The organism is Sphingopyxis sp. FD7, assembly GCF_003609835.1.
In the GTDB taxonomy this organism is placed as follows: domain Bacteria; phylum Pseudomonadota; class Alphaproteobacteria; order Sphingomonadales; family Sphingomonadaceae; genus Sphingopyxis.
In genome coordinates this window covers 3,033,609-3,048,304 of record NZ_AP017898.1, presented here as the reverse complement: position 1 = coordinate 3,048,304, position 14,696 = coordinate 3,033,609, and the positions used below count along the sequence as shown (strand labels likewise).

Annotated in this window: 15 protein-coding genes; 6 read left to right on the top strand and 9 right to left on the bottom strand. The window is 66.7% G+C overall.

Going from position 1 to position 14,696, the window contains the following annotated elements; translation table 11 throughout:
- Positions 1-46 precede the first annotated feature (46 nt).
- A complete protein-coding gene (locus SPYCA_RS14755; protein WP_443029507.1) occupies positions 47-2,194 on the bottom strand; it encodes a S9 family peptidase in 2,148 nt (715 codons plus the stop codon).
- Between the two features lie 85 nt (positions 2,195-2,279).
- On the opposite strand from SPYCA_RS14755, the gene SPYCA_RS14750 reads away from it, so the two are divergent.
- From SPYCA_RS14750 to SPYCA_RS14730, 5 genes are all read left to right on the top strand, one after another.
- The gene (locus SPYCA_RS14750) at positions 2,280-4,106 is read left to right on the top strand and encodes an aminopeptidase P family protein (RefSeq protein ID WP_120221565.1); all 1,827 of its coding nucleotides are present in this window, start codon (positions 2,280-2,282) and stop codon (positions 4,104-4,106) included.
- A gap of 8 nt (positions 4,107-4,114) precedes the next feature.
- A complete protein-coding gene (locus SPYCA_RS14745; protein ID WP_120221564.1) occupies positions 4,115-4,576 on the top strand; it encodes an acyl-CoA thioesterase in 462 nt (153 codons plus the stop codon).
- Positions 4,577-4,856: 280 nt separating this feature from the next.
- Positions 4,857-5,321 carry a hypothetical protein gene (locus SPYCA_RS14740; protein WP_120221563.1) on the top strand — a complete coding sequence of 155 codons (465 nt, stop codon included), beginning with the start codon at positions 4,857-4,859 and terminating at the stop codon, positions 5,319-5,321.
- 34 nt (positions 5,322-5,355) lie between these two features.
- Positions 5,356-6,318, top strand: coding sequence for a bifunctional diaminohydroxyphosphoribosylaminopyrimidine deaminase/5-amino-6-(5-phosphoribosylamino)uracil reductase RibD (gene ribD, locus SPYCA_RS14735; RefSeq protein WP_120221562.1), 963 nt, complete (start codon positions 5,356-5,358; stop codon positions 6,316-6,318).
- A gap of 7 nt (positions 6,319-6,325) precedes the next feature.
- Positions 6,326-6,940 (top strand): riboflavin synthase, encoded by a 615-nt coding sequence (locus tag SPYCA_RS14730; protein ID WP_120221561.1) that lies wholly within the window; start codon positions 6,326-6,328, stop codon positions 6,938-6,940.
- Positions 6,941-7,065: 125 nt separating this feature from the next.
- On the opposite strand, the gene SPYCA_RS14725 is transcribed toward SPYCA_RS14730, so the two are convergent.
- Genes SPYCA_RS14725 through SPYCA_RS14705 form a run of 5 tightly spaced genes read right to left on the bottom strand, consistent with a single transcriptional unit; the run spans position 7,066 to position 10,940 of the window.
- A complete protein-coding gene (locus SPYCA_RS14725) occupies positions 7,066-7,536 on the bottom strand; it encodes an MmcB family DNA repair protein (RefSeq protein WP_120221560.1) in 471 nt (156 codons plus the stop codon).
- Positions 7,537-7,547: 11 nt separating this feature from the next.
- Positions 7,548-8,084 (bottom strand): single-stranded DNA-binding protein, encoded by a 537-nt coding sequence (gene ssb, locus SPYCA_RS14720; protein WP_120221559.1) that lies wholly within the window; start codon positions 8,082-8,084, stop codon positions 7,548-7,550.
- A 33-nt stretch (positions 8,085-8,117) separates the two neighbouring features.
- Positions 8,118-9,977, bottom strand: a complete 1,860-nt coding sequence (feoB, locus tag SPYCA_RS14715) for a ferrous iron transporter B (protein ID WP_120221558.1) — start codon at positions 9,975-9,977, stop codon at positions 8,118-8,120.
- Positions 9,974-10,219 (bottom strand): FeoA family protein, encoded by a 246-nt coding sequence (locus tag SPYCA_RS14710; RefSeq protein ID WP_120221557.1) that lies wholly within the window; start codon positions 10,217-10,219, stop codon positions 9,974-9,976. Before SPYCA_RS14710 ends, feoB begins: the two co-directional genes overlap by 4 nt.
- Before the next feature lie 55 nt (positions 10,220-10,274).
- Entirely contained in the window at positions 10,275-10,940 is a 666-nt protein-coding gene (locus tag SPYCA_RS14705; RefSeq protein WP_120221556.1) for a COQ9 family protein, read from the bottom strand.
- 200 nt (positions 10,941-11,140) lie between these two features.
- Between SPYCA_RS14705 and SPYCA_RS14700 the strand changes: the two genes are divergently transcribed.
- The gene (locus tag SPYCA_RS14700) at positions 11,141-12,226 is read left to right on the top strand and encodes an alkene reductase (protein WP_120221555.1); all 1,086 of its coding nucleotides are present in this window, start codon (positions 11,141-11,143) and stop codon (positions 12,224-12,226) included.
- Between the two features lie 66 nt (positions 12,227-12,292).
- Here the strand turns inward: SPYCA_RS14700 and SPYCA_RS14695 are convergent, their stop codons facing one another.
- The 3 genes from SPYCA_RS14695 to ribB are packed head-to-tail and all read right to left on the bottom strand — an operon-like array spanning position 12,293 to position 14,653.
- Positions 12,293-12,961: a hypothetical protein gene (locus SPYCA_RS14695; RefSeq protein ID WP_120221554.1), complete on the bottom strand. Its 669-nt coding sequence runs from the start codon at positions 12,959-12,961 to the stop codon at positions 12,293-12,295.
- Entirely contained in the window at positions 12,954-13,379 is a 426-nt protein-coding gene (gene ribH, locus SPYCA_RS14690; RefSeq protein WP_120221553.1) for a 6,7-dimethyl-8-ribityllumazine synthase, read from the bottom strand. The genes SPYCA_RS14695 and ribH overlap by 8 nt, the downstream gene beginning before the upstream one ends.
- The gene (gene ribB, locus SPYCA_RS14685; protein ID WP_120222373.1) at positions 13,379-14,653 is read right to left on the bottom strand and encodes a 3,4-dihydroxy-2-butanone-4-phosphate synthase; all 1,275 of its coding nucleotides are present in this window, start codon (positions 14,651-14,653) and stop codon (positions 13,379-13,381) included. Before ribB ends, ribH begins: the two co-directional genes overlap by 1 nt.
- Positions 14,654-14,696: the final 43 nt, after the last annotated feature.

Here is a 14,696-nt window from a genome sequence, read left to right as displayed (position 1 = left end):
GCATCAATGTGCCGAAATGTCGCAATCCTGTCGCGAGGCCGCAGCTTTACTTTTCCACCCCCAGCTGCGTCAGCACGAAGGCATATTCCTCCGCATCCTCGCGCAGCGCGCCCCAGCGACCCGACTTTCCGGCATGGCCCGCGCCCATGTTGGTGCGGAGCAGCAGCAGCGAGTCGTTGGTGCGCGTCGCGCGGAGCCTGGCGACCCATTTGGCGGGTTCCCAATAGGTCACGCGCGGGTCGTTGAGGCCGGCCGACACCAGCATCGGCGGATAGGCCTTGGCGGTGACATTGTCATAGGGACTGTAGCTCAGCATATAGTCGAAAGCCGCCTTGTCGGTGATCGGATTGCCCCATTCGGGCCATTCGCCGGGGGTCAGCGGCAGCGTTTCGTCGATCATCGTGTTGATGACATCGACAAAGGGCACGCCCGCGAGCACCGCGCCCCACAATTCGGGCGCCTGATTATAGACGACCCCCATCACCTGCCCGCCCGCCGAGCGGCCCTCGATCGAAATCCTGCCGGCGCTCGTATATTTTCTGGCGATCAACCCCTTTGCGACGTCGATGAAGTCGTTGAACGTGTTGGTGCGCTGGGTCGTCTTGCCCGCGAGATACCAGGCGCGCCCCAGATCGTCGCCACCGCGGACATGCGCGATGGCATAGATCATCCCGCGATCGACGAGGCTGAGCCGCGTCGTCGAAAAGCCCGGCGGCACGCGATAGCCGTAGGAGCCATAGGCATAGAGGTGCAGCGGCGCGCTGCCGTCGAGCCTGGTGCCCTTTTTGTAGACGAGCGAGGCGGGGATCATCGTCTGGCCGTCGCGGCTCGGCAGATTCACCCATTCGGTGACATATTGTGACGAATCATAACCCGAAGGGATTTCCTGCACCTTCAGCGTTTCGAGCGTGCCGCTCGCGACGTCATAGTCATAGACGGTGTCGGGGGTGACCATCGATTCATAGTCGAGGCGGAGCTTGTCCTGGTGATATTCGGGATTGTCGCCGAGTCCCGCCACATAGGTCGCCTCGGGAAACCGGATCCGGCCGGGGGTCAGCGGCGCGTCATATCGGCGGACATCGACCTGATCGAGCCCGTCCTCGCGCGCTTCCAGCACGAAATAGTCGCGGAAGATCGACAGGCCGGTGATGTAGCTGTGATCCGATCCGGGGATCAGCGTTTGCCATTCGCCGGGCCTGTCGATGCTCGCGGTCGCGATGCGGAAATTGGGATGTTCGTCGTTGGTGTGGATGTAGAGAATGCCCTCGCGCTCGTCGACGCTATATTCACGCCCCTTCTGGCGCGCCGACACGAGCTGCATCGGCGCTTCGGGATTGTCGGCGGGGAGGAGGTAGACCTCGCTCGTCTCGTTATCGCCCGTCGCGATGACGATATAATTGTCGGCGGCGGTCTTGCCGATGCCGACGCCGAAGCCGATGTCGGCCTCCTTGTAGAGCAATTTGTCCTCGCTCACCGGCGTGCCGAGCCTGTGCAGCCGGACATTGTCGGTGCGCCAGTTCTCATTCGCGAGACCATAAAGGATCGCGTCACTGCCCGACGTCCAGACGAGCGACGACAAGGTGCCGGGAATCGTGTCGGGCAGCAGCTCGCCCGTCTCCAGATTGCGGATGCGCGCTTCAAAGCGTTCGGATCCATTGTCGTCGAACGAATAGGCCATCAGCTTGCCGTTCGGGCTGACCGATAGTTCGGCGAGGCGGAAATAATCCTTGCCCTCCGCCATCGCGACCTCGTCGAGGATCAGTTGAGTCTCGCCACCCGCCGCGGGCTTGCGATACCATTTCTTATACTCGGCGCCCTCTTCATATTCGACCCAATAGAGCCAGTCGCCATCCTTTTGCGGGACCGAGCTGTCGGCCTCCTTGATGCGGCCCTTCATCTCCTGAAACAAGGTTTCGACCAGATCGGCATGGGGCTTCATCGCCGCGTCGAAATAGGCGTTCTCAGCCTTCACATAGGCGAGGATGTCGGCGTCGTCGATCGTCGGATAGCCTTGGTCGCGGAGCCAGAAATAAGGATCGGACAGCGTCTTGCCGTGGAGCGTGATGATATGGGGCCGCTGCTCGGCAACGGGAGCGGCGGGCAGCGCGGGGCGTTCGGTCAATTCATTCTCTTTCTCTTGGGCGGGGGCGATGGGGGACGCGACAAGCGGGGTGGTAATTGCAGCCAGAAACATCCAAATAGCGCGCATCAGAAGACCCCCCCCGCAGCATCGGCCGCATGGGCCGGAACGGCTGCGATGTAGGAACAAGGAAGCAACCATGTCCAGCCCCGTCCACATCGAGCGCCTCGCCCGCGTCCGCGCCGAACTGAAAGCGCGCGGCCTCGACGGCTTCATCGTGCCGATCAGCGACGAGCATATGAGCGAATATGTCGGCGCCTATGCGCAGCGCATGGCGTGGCTGACGGGCTTTGGCGGGTCGGCCGGCGCCGCGGCGGTGCTGCCCGAAAAGGCGGCGGTGTTCGTCGACGGACGCTATACGGTGCAGGTGCGGGGCCAGGTCGACGGCTCGCTGTTCGATTATGTCAGCGTGCCGCAGTCAAGCGTCGCCGAATGGCTCGGCGCGAACGTCGGCGCCGGACAGAAGGTGGGTTACGACCCCTGGCTCCACGGCATCGACTGGGTCCGCGGGCTGGAAAAGGCGCTGGCGGAGAAGGGCGCGCACCTGGTTGCGGTCGATGCCAACCCGATCGACGCCGCCTGGGACGACCAGCCCGCGCCGAGCGATGCGCCGGTCAGCGTTTATGATACGGCGCTCGCCGGGCAGAGTGCGGTCGAAAAACGCGACGTGATCGCCGACTGGCTGAAAGCCAGAGGCCTCGATACGACGGTGATGACCGCGCTCGATTCGATCGCCTGGACCTTCAATATCCGCGGAGAGGACGTCAGCCACACGCCGGTCGGCCTCGCCTTTGCGTTGCTCCACGCCGACGCCACCGCCGACATGTTCATCGCGCCCGAAAAGGTCAGCGACGCGGTGCGCGCGCATCTGGGCAACAGCGTGCGGATTCACGATCGTGGCGCCTTTGAAGGCGCGCTGGCGGGGCTCGCCGGCAGGAGGGTTGCCGTCGATCCCGATCGCGCGGTCGCCGCCATCTTCACCGCGCTCGAACGCGCGGGCGCGCAGATCGAACGGCACCGCGATCCGGCGGTGCTGCCCAAGGCCATCAAGAATGAGGTCGAGCTGGACGGCACGCGCGCCGCGCATGTCCGCGACGGCCGGGCCGTGGCGCGCTTCCTCAAATGGATGGAGGAGGTCGCACCGCAGGGCGGACTCGACGAGCTGGGCGCGGCGGCGAAGCTGCGTGCGTTTCGCGAGGAGAACGGCGGGCTCAGGGATCTGTCGTTCGACACCATCTCGGCCGCGGGGCCGAATGGCGCGCTACCGCATTACAAGGTCGACGAAACCACCAACCGGGCAATCGAGACGGGCACGCTCTACCTCGTCGATTCGGGCGGCCAATATGCCGACGGCACGACCGACATCACGCGCACGATCGCGATCGGCACGCCGACCGCCGAAATGCGCCGCCGCTTCACGCAGGTGCTGAAAGGCCATATCGCGCTCGCCACCGCGCGCTTTCCGAAGGGCACGCGCGGCAGCCAGCTCGACATCCTCGCGCGCCAATATCTGTGGGCCGACGGGGTCGATTATGCGCATGGCACGGGGCACGGCGTCGGCGCCTATCTGGCGGTCCACGAAGGACCGCAGCGCATCGCCAAGCCGGCGGGCGGGCAGGCGGGGACCGAGGAGCCGCTGCACGCGGGCATGATCCTGTCGAACGAGCCCGGCTATTACAAGGCGGGGCATTTCGGCATCCGCATCGAAAATCTGGTCGTCGTCGTGCCGCAGAACATCGACGGCGCCGAAGAGGAGATGCTGGGGTTCGAGACGATCACCTTTGCGCCGATCGCGAGAGATCTGGTCGACACGGCGCTGCTCTCGTCCGCCGAGGCCGACTGGCTCGACGCCTATCATGCGAAGGTGTTCGAGAAGCTGGCGCCGGGGATGGACGAGGCGACGCGCGACTGGCTCGCCGTCGCCTGCGCGCCGCTCGACCGCACCCCCGCCGCGCTCGCCGCCTGAGCCCCCCGATGACCGATCATCGCAGCACGGTGCCGCTCACCGATTTCCGCGTGCAGGAGCGCGTGCGCGTGCGCTTCAACGAGATCGACGGACAGAATATCGTCTTCAACGCCAATTATCTCGTTTACGCCGACATCGGCGTCACCGAGTATTTCCGCGCGCTGGGAGAAGGGCAACCGGGGCCGTATTTTAACCAATATGGCACAGACATTCGCGAAACGCACTGTGAAATCGACTATCATGCCCCTGCACGACTCGACGAACTGATCACGATCGCGGCGCGAATCAGCGCGTTCGGCCGCGCGAGTTTCACGCTGCATTGCGGGATTTTCCGTGATTCCGAACGGCTTACCGACATCGAGATCAGCTATGCGCATATCGACAGCGACAGCGGCCAGCCGACACCGCTGCCCGGTAGCTTCATTGCCGAGGTGCGGCGATTCGAAGCGCGTACGCCCGTACAGGACTGATTCGCGACAGGCGATTCGAACCGGATTCGATTTCTCGACTGAAAAAGTCGGCTTTTCTGCCGGAAAAGCGCAAAAAAAAGGGCCGCCCAAGGGCGGCCCGTGAAAGTTTTGGGAGAGGATGCCTAAAAGGCAAGGGTGATATTGCACTGCACAATGAATGTTGCAACTGCGAAATCAGCATCCGTGTTTGCATTTTTTGCAATCGCTGGCGCGGCGAGGATCGCGGCGCGCCAATGTGGACCCTCTCGCCAATCGTCGCGACTTCGCCTAAATTGCGGCCATGAAGATGTTTGGCAAAGTCGATGTCGGCGGCGGGCTGTCCGATTTCTGGGCCTATATCCGCGAGCCGCGCCCGCACCGCTGGGCGATCTGGGGCGTTGCGCTGGCGCTCACCTGGGTGGTGTTCAATGGGGTCGAACAATATCTGATCCCCGTCGACAAGCCCAAGGCGCAGATCATCTATTTCGAGAATTGGAAAGCCGACCGCAGCGCCGAGGAGATCCGCGCCGACTGGATCGCGCGCGCCAGGGAAGAAACGTTGCGCAACGCGAAAAAGCGCGCCGAATATCAGCGCTTCGCCGACAGCCTGGGCATCGAATATGATTCGACCGAGGCCGACAGGATAACGCGCGAAACGCTGGGCGAGGAAACCGCCGAGGCGGTCAGGCAAAGGCCTGCGCCGCCGCCGCGCTCGACGCTGGCCGAGCGCGCGGCGCGCGGGCCGCAGCCCGAGGCCGCCGACTGACGTGACCCCCTGCGCGCCTGGCGATTCCGACTGGATGGCGGCCGCCGTCGCGCTGTCGCGGCGCGGACGACCGGCCTCGGCGCCCAACCCCAATGTCGGCTGCCTGATCGTCCAGCCTGCCCCCGCGGAGGCGGGGGGGCGGTTGATCTCGCGCGGCTGGACTCAACCGGGCGGCCGCCCGCACGGCGAAGCGATGGCCATCGCGGCGGCGGGCAGTGCTGCGCGCGGCGCGACCGCCTATGTCACGCTCGAACCATGCGCCCATGCCAGCGCGCGCGGACCCGCGTGCAGCGATTTACTGATCGAAGCGGGTGTCGCGCGCGTCGTCATCGCGGCGCAGGACCCCGATCCGCGCACCGACGGCAAGGGAATTGCGCGGTTGCGGGCCGCGGGGCTGGAGGTGGAGGTGGGTGTCCTGCCCGCCGAGGCGCGCGCCGCGATGGCGCCCTGGTGGACGCGGCTGACCGCCGGGCGTCCCTATGTAACGCTCAAGCTCGCGACCTCGCTCGACGGCTGCATCGCCCGCGCCGACGGGTCGAGCCGCTGGATCACGGGCGACCGCGCGCGCGCGCACGGACATCTGGAGCGCGCGAGCCACGAGGCGATCCTCGTCGGGCGCGCGACGCTCGATACCGACGCGCCGCGGCTCGACGTGCGGCTGCCGGGGCTGGAGGATCGCAGCCCGGAAAAATATGTGCTCACCCGCGGCGCGGCGCCCGAGGGATGGACGGCCGTGGCTACGCCCGACGCCATCGAGGGCGTCGATTCGCTGCTCGTCGAAGGCGGCGCGGGCGCGGCATCGGCATTCCTCGCCGCCGACCGCGTCGACCGGCTGCTCCTTTACCGCGCGCCGATCCTGATCGGCGACGGCAAACCGGCGCTCGGCGACATCGGGCTTTCTGATCTCGCCGCCGCGCACGGCCGCTGGCGCCTTGCCGACAGCCGGATGCTTGGCAGCGACCGCCTCGACGTCTACGAGCGCGTCAGAGAAGGATAAGCGACGCATGTTCACCGGCATTATCACCGATATCGGCACCATCCTGGCCCATGAGGATCGCGGCGATACGCGGCTGGTCATCGGAACCGCCTATGACACGGCGACGATCGACCTGGGCGCCTCGATCGCCTGTTCGGGCGCGTGCCTGACCGTCGTCGACAAGGGGCGCGACGGTGACGGCAACTGGTTCGCAATCGACGCCAGTGCCGAAACGCTGGCGCGCACCGCGCCGGGCATGTGGGACGCGGGCCGCCGGTTGAACCTGGAACGCGCGCTCAAGGTCGGCGACGAGCTGGGCGGGCATATCGTCACCGGCCATGTCGACGCGGTGGGCCGGATCGTCGCCGCCGAACGCGTGGGCGACAGCGTGAAGCTGACGGTCGAGGCGCCCGCCGCGCTCGCGCCGCATATCGCGCCCAAGGGATCGATCACGCTCGACGGCGTGTCGCTGACCGTTAACGAAGTGACGGACCAGCCCGATGGCAGCGCGCATTTCACGCTCAACATCATCCCGCATACGCAGGCGATGACGACGCTGGACGAGGTCGCCGCGGGGCGGCCGGTCAATCTGGAGATCGACATCCTCGCGCGCTATCTGGCGCGGATGCAGGCGCGGGGATGATCGGCCGCGGCAACAGGCGACGGCCGCACAACGTCACGCCATCTTTGTGTCTTTGTGTGAGATTATTTTTCTTCGCGCCTTCGCGCCTTTGCGTGAGATAATTTTCCTGCACCCACGCCAGCGATTCAGCCTTCGCTCCACCCCGCCGCCAGCTCGGGATCGGCGGCGATCATCGCGCGGCGCATCGCGAGGCGCCCGATCCGCAGCAGTTCGGCCTTGCGGCGCGCCGGCGCAAGGTTGCGGCTCGCCGCTTCGCGCACGACCGCGGCGCCATAACGGTCGGCGACGATCAGGCCGGAGCTTTCGGGGCGGTAATCGGGCGTGTCGAGAATCGCGGGGTCGAGTCCCGCCGCGAGCGCCCAGTAAAAGCGGTCGCACCAGTCGCAATAGTCCGGCCATTTGCCGTCGCCGATAAGGTCGGCGCGGCTGACCTTGATCTCGACGATCGTGATCTGCCCCCTGGCGTCGATCGCGGTCAGGTCGGTGCGCCGTCCGTTGGGCAGCGTGACCTCGGGAATCGCGACCAGCCCCTGCTGCGCGAACAGGCGGCACACGCCGCGCGCCACATCGGCGGCGGTCAACAGGTCGCTCACCATCGCTCAAAGCCTCAGAACGGGACGTCGTCATCCAGATCGTCGTCGAACGGCGCGCGTCCGCCGCCCGACGATCCGCCGCCGCCCTGGTTCCAGCCGCCGCCCGACCCGCCACCGGCGCCGCCGCCCTGGTCCCAGCCGCCCGACGACCCGCCGCCCTGGTTCCAGCTGTCGCCGCCGCCGCGCGAGCCGCCGCCCGGCGCGCCGTCGAGCATCGTCAGATTGCCGCCCATGCCGGCGATCACCACCTCGGTCGTATAGCGGTCGTTGCCGTCGCGGTCCTGCCACTTGCGGGTGCGCAGGCTGCCCTCGACATAAACCTTGCTGCCTTTTTTGAGATAGCGTTCGACGACGCCGACCAGTCCTTCGCCGTTGATGACGACATTATGCCATTCGGTGCGCTCCTTGCGCTCGCCGGTCATCCGGTCCTTCCACGTCTCGCTCGTCGCGATGCGGATATTGGCGATCTTGCCGCCATTCTGGAACGACTTGATTTCGGGGTCGGCGCCGAGGTTGCCGATGAGAATTACCTTGTTGACGCTGCCAGCCATCCGCCGCTCCGCTCCGCTAATAAGTTGGGAGGATCAGCCTAGTCCAAAGGCAACGGCTGTCCAGTATGTGATTCCGGCAGCGGCATAGGCGAGCGCGAACAAATATCCAACCATGAACAGCGGCCACTTCCACCCGTTGGTTTCGCGGCGCGTGATCGCAATCGTCGAAATGCACTGCGGCGCAAATACGAACCAGGCGAGGAAGGCGAGCGCGGTGGCGAGGCTCCACTTGCCCTGCAATCGTTCGCCGAGCGTCGCCGCCATCGCTTCCTCGTCGTCGCCCGCGTCGATCGCATTGGCGGTCGCCATCGCCGACACCGCGACCTCGCGCGCCGCCATCGCGGGGATCAATGCGAGCGCGATATCGTGGTTGAAGCCGATCGGCGCGACCGCGACCTCCAGCCCGCTCGCGATGCGGCCGGCGACGCTATATTCGACCTGGCTCTGCCCCTCGGGCGCCTTGGGGAAGGTGAGGAGCAGCCACAAGACGATGGTGGTCAGGGCGATGATCGTGCCCGCGCGGCGCAGAAAGATCCACGCGCGCTGCCACAGGCCGAGCGCGATGTCGCGCAATCGCGGCATCTGATAGCGCGGCATTTCCATCATGAAGCCCGCGCCCGTGCCCCGCGCCACCGTGCGGCGCAGCACCAAGGCGACGATGAGCGCACCGACGATCCCGGCGATATAGAGGCCGAACAGCACCAGCCCCTGCAAGCCGATGCCGGTGCCGCCGACCCCGCTATTCGGGATGAAAGCGGCGATGATCAGCGCATAGACGGGAAGCCGCGCCGAACAGGTCATCAGGGGGGCGATCAGGATCGTCGTCAGCCGGTCCTTCTCGTCGGGGATCGCGCGCGTCGCCATGATGCCGGGGACGGCGCAGGCGAAGCTGGAAAGGAGCGGGATGAAACCGCGCCCCGACAGCCCGACCTTGCCCATCAGCCCGTCCATCAGAAAGGCGGCGCGCGTCATATAGCCCGACGCCTCGAGCAGCAGGATGAAGAGGAAGAGGATCAGGATCTGCGGCAGGAAAACGACGACCGCGCCGACCCCCGCGAGCAGCCCTTCGACGACGAGGTCGCGCAGGAAGTTCTGCGGGATATGATCGACCATCCATGTCTGCATCGTCCCGACAAGACCTTCGAGCGCGTCGGCGGGCGGCGCGGCCCAGGCATAGACCGCCTGGAACATCACGAACATCAGCGCGAGCAGGATGATCATGCCCAACAGGGGGTGCAGCACGATATTGTCGACGCGCTGCGTCCAGCGGCGCACCGGCGTTTCGCTGACGATCGCGGCGCGTGCGATCGCGCGCGCGCGCTGGTGGAGCGAACTGTCGTTCAGCGGTCCGGCGACCGTATCACGCGGTTGATGCGCGCGGATCGCGCCATCGACCGCCTCGAGCAATTCGGCCAGACCGCGCCGCCGCACCGCGACGGTCGGCACGACAGGCACGCCGAGATCGCGCGAGAGCCGCTCGGCGTCGAGCATCAGCCCGTCGCGCGTCGCGAGGTCGACCATGTTGAGCGCGATGACCGTCGGCAGGTTCAGCGCGAGCAGTTCGAGCGCGAAGCAGAGATGATTGTCGAGGTTCGCGGCGTCGAGCACGATGATCAGCGCGTCGGGGCGCGCCTCGCCCGCCTGCCGCCCAAGGATCACGTCGCGCGTCACCGCCTCGTCGAGGCTCGCGGGGGTGAGGCTATAGGTGCCGGGCAGGTCGATCAGCGACAGCGGGCGGCCGTCGGCGAAGCTTGCGTGGCCCGCCTTCCGCTCGACGGTGACGCCCGGATAATTGGCGATCTTCTGCCGCGCCCCGGTCAGCGCGTTGAACAGGCTCGATTTCCCCGCGTTGGGGTTGCCGACGAGCGCGATCGAGGGGATGGCGGCGGTCATGCGGGTTCGACTTCGATGGCCGCGGCCTGCCGCGCGCGGATGATGACCTTCATGCGCCCGACGGTGAGCGCGAGCGGGTCGCGCGAAAAAATGCTGCCGCGGTGGAGCGGGGTGACCTCGCACCCTTCCATCAGGCCGAACTCGCGCAGGCGGCGCCCTTCGTCGTCGGACATGGCGGTCCAGTCGATGCGCGCGATCCGCACCATCACGCCGAGCGGCGTCCTGTCGAGCAAAGCAGTCATTTGCGAGCGATTATCAATAACGGCTGCGCGGCGCCAGCCCTTTATCGCCCGGTCCCTAACGCCCCGGATAGCGCAGCCGTCCGACGAAGCGCGCGAGGCTGGGCCGGTCGGCCCGGCTCGCGGCACGGCGGCGCTTCCAGCCTTCAAAGCGCATCACGCGGTCGATGCGGCGCGCGAGGAAAGCGCGCGTGTCGGCATGACCCTCGCTCTCGTCGTTCAGGAACACCGCGAGCGTCGCGCCATAGACGGCGGCGAGGATCGCGCGCTTGCTGTAGTGGTTGAAGTCGGTCGCGCTGTCGCCGGCGAGCCGCCACATATGATCGGCGGCGCGCCAGCCGAGCTTCGCGGCGTGCGGCGCATTGCCGGGCAAGGCGAGCAGCGCGAGCGCGCGGCGCAGCGATTCGCGGGTTCCGGCGAGCAGGTCGAGGCGCGTTTCGACGAGCGTGGTGATCCGTTCGCGAATCTTGAGCGCCGCGAGTTTTTCGGCGGGCCATTTGGCGGCCATGCGCGCGTCGATGTCGGCGAACCAGGCGTCGACCATGTCGCGCCCGCCGCCGGGGAAGGCAAGACGCGCGACGTCGGGATCGACCGCGGCGCGGCGCGCGGCATCGTCGAGCGCCGCGGGACCGAAACCATCGAACGCGGCCGACGCGGCGATCAGCGGCGCCAGCGCGGCGCGAATCTCATCGATCGTGGGATCGGCGGGAAGGATCGAGGCCATGAGCGTCAGATAGGCCGTACGGGACGGCTCGGCAACCGGAACCGTACGGGACGGCCGTGTCGACACCGCGCTTCTTCGCCATGCGTTAGATTTTCTTTTGCTACTTAACCATTGTGCTGACGCCGCGCGGTCCATAGTTTTGACCGCGAGCGCGGCGACCGAGAAAGCCGCCCGTGCAGGATTGAATAGGTGGAGATTATATGACCGCATCGCTGTTTGAACCGATCACGCTGGGCGCCATCGAGGCGCCGAATCGCATCATCATGGCGCCATTGACGCGCGGCCGCGCCGGGCCGGGCTTCGTCCCGAACGAACTCGCGCGCGAATATTATCGCCAGCGCGCCTCGGCGGGGCTCATCATTTCCGAAGCCACCGGCATTTCGCAGGAAGGGCTCGGCTGGCCGAACGCGCCGGGCCTGTGGACCGAGGCGCAGGTCGAAGGCTGGAAGCCGGTGACCGATGCGGTGCATGACGCGGGCGGCCGCATCGTCGCGCAGCTATGGCACATGGGGCGCGTCGTCCATTCGGTGTTCAACGACGGCAGGCCGCCCGTCTCCGCCTCGGCGACGCGGGCGCCCGGCAAGGCGCACACGCCCGTCGGCCGACTCGAATATGAAGTCGCGCGGCCGCTCGAGCTCGCTGAAATCCCGCGCGTCATCGCCGATTATGCCAAGGCTGCCGAAAATGCGAAGCGCGCCGGTTTCGACGGCGTCCAGCTGCACGGCGCGAACGGCTATCTGATCGACCAGTTCCTGCGCGACAATTCAAATCTGCGCGACGACGATTATGGCGGCCCGGTCGAGAACCGCATCCGCCTGCTCCGCGAAGTGACCGAAGCGCTGATCGCGGTGTGGGGCAGGGAGCGCGTCGGCGTGCGCCTGTCGCCCAATGGCGACACGCAGGGGGTCGACGACAGCGCGCCCGACAAGCTTTTTCCGGTCGCCGCGGCGGCGCTCGACAAGCTCGGCATCGCCTTTCTCGAACTGCGCGAACCCGGCCCCGACGGCACGTTCGGCCGAACCGATGTGCCCAAGCAGTCACCGTCGATCCGGGCCGCCTTCAAGGGGCCGCTGATCCTCAACAGCGACTACACCGCCGCGCTCGCCGAAGAAGCAATCGCCAGCGGCGCCGCCGACGCGATCGCTTTCGGTCGGCCCTTCATCGCCAATCCCGACCTGGTCGAACGCATCCGCACCGGCGCCGAATGGGCCGCCGACAATCCGCAGACCTGGTATTCGCCTGGGCCTGAAGGCTATACCGACTATCCGGCGTTGGTCGCGGCCTGATCCGGCATTGGCGTATAATCTGCGTGTCCCCGCGAAGGCAGGGGCACGCCGCTTTGTGGTCGGGGATCAGCCCTTCTCCGCAATCGCCTTGTCGATGATCCCCGCCCCGATTGGCGCCAGCACCTTCTCGCCAAAGCGGAAGAGCAGGAAGGCACCGACGAAAAGCAGCACCGGCGCGATGAACAGCGCCACGATCGCCGCGATCATGACGCCGAAGAAAAGGAACAGGAAACCGCCGGTGAGTTCGGCCTGACCCCTGGGCCCCAGTTCGACCGTGCGCGGCCCCTTGGCATCCCACCATTTGCCGGTGACGATCGTCTTGCGCGCGCCGCCGACATGCGGCGCGGGTCGGCTGACGATCCGCGCGGGCGCGGGTGCGGCTTGCGGAATCGGGCGATCGTCGGGCGCCGGATTATTCCACGGTCGCTTGTTGCGCTCGGCGATCGCAGCGGCCAGGCGGCCCCTGCCGTCCGTAACCTTTTCGGGCCGCGCCGCCGGTTCCTGCATCGGCGCGGGCCGCGCGCTCATGCCCGATTCGACGCGCGCGGCGGCGGAGGTGTCGGGGGCGACGCGCGCTTTCGCGGGCCGGATCGGCTCGACGCCGAGCTGGCGGTCGTGCTCGGCCATGCGCTCGGCCGCGGTCGGCGGGGTCTCGCCGGTTTCGCGGTCGATCACCACCAGCCGCCCGCCGCGTTCGACGACGGAATAACGGCTGGGAGGTGCCTGGTCAGCCAATGCCGAATTGTTCCTTGAGCGCGAGCATCGCGAGCGCGGCCTTCGCCGCCTCGCCGCCCTTATCCTTGCGCGTCTTGTCGGCGCGCGCAAGCGCCTGTTGCTCATTTTCGACGGTGAGGATGCCGTTGCCGATCGCGAGCCCGTCGAGCGTCAGCGCCATGATGCCGCGCGCGCTTTCGTTCGACACGACCTCGAAATGATAGGTTTCGCCGCGGATCACGACGCCCAGCGCGACATAGGCGTCAAAGCGCCCGCTCTGGTCGGTCAGCGCGATCGCCGCGGGCACTTCGAGCGCACCGGGCACCGTCACCGTCTCGTGGCTGTGTCCCTCGGCTTCGAGCGCGCCGCGCACGCCGTCGAGGAGCATGTCGTTGAGGTGCGAATAGAAGCGGGCTTCGACGATCAGGACATGCGCCATCAGGCTTCTCCGGGAATGGGGCGTTCGCCGACGATCGACAGGCCATAGCCTTCGAGCCCGACGATATTGCTGTGGGTGGGGGTGAGCAGTTCCATCGCGTGAACGCCGAGGTCGGCCAGGATCTGCGCGCCGATGCCATAGGTTCTAAGGTCCATGCCGCCGGTCGGTGGCGGCAGCGCTTCGGCGGCGGCCGAGCCGGGCAGCGGACGCATCAGCATGACGATGACACCGGCGCCCGCCTCGCCGATCGCGTCCATCGAGCGTTGCAGGCGGCGCTTCTTCGGTCCCGGCCGCCCCATGATGTCGTCGAACAGGGACACCGGGTGCATCCGCACCAGGGTCACGCCGTCGGGATCGACCGGCCCTTTCTGGAGCACCAGATTGACGCTGCCGTCGATCTTGTTGCGATAGGATTTGAGGCGCCATTCACCGCCATAATCCGATTCGAGCGGCTCGTCGGACACGCATTCGACCAGCCGGTCGGTGCGGCTGCGATAGGCGATGAGGTCGGCGATCGTGCCGATCTTGAGCCCGTGACGCCGCGCGAAGGGGATGAGATCGTCGAGCCGCGCCATCGTGCCATCGTCGTTCATGATCTCGCAGATCACGCCCGAGGGGTTGAGCCCCGCCAAACGCGCAATGTCGACCGACGCCTCGGTGTGGCCCGCGCGGACGAGCACGCCGCCGTCGCGCGCGATCAGCGGAAACACATGCCCCGGGGTGACGATATCGTCGCGCCCCTTGCCGGCGTCGATCGCCACGGCCACCGTGCGCGCGCGATCACTTGCCGAAATGCCCGTCGTCACGCCTTCGCGCGCCTCGATCGAGGTGGTGAAGGCGGTTTCGTGCCGCGTGCCATTGTTGCGGCTCATCAGTTCGAGCCCGAGCGCATCGACGCGCGCCTTGGTCAGCGTCAGGCAGATGAGGCCGCGGCCATGCGTCGCCATGAAATTGATCGCATCGGGGGTCGCCATCTGCGCGGGAATGACGAGGTCGCCTTCATTCTCGCGGTCCTCATCGTCGACGAGGATGAACATGCGGCCATTCCGCGCCTCGGCGATGATCTCCTCCGGCGTCGCCATCGGCGACAGGTCGCTGCCGTTGGCGAGCCAGTTTTCGAGCTTGCGCAGCGTTTCGGCCGTCGGGTTCCAGCCGGGCGAATCGAGGTCGCGCAGGCTGTTCGCGTGAAGCCCCGCGGCGCGCGCGAGGCCCGATCGCGACATGGTTCCGTCGGCAACGATGGCGCGGATACGATCGATGAGATGGGTAGACATATCCGCCATGTCTCACATCATAATGTGATCGTCAATCAGATAA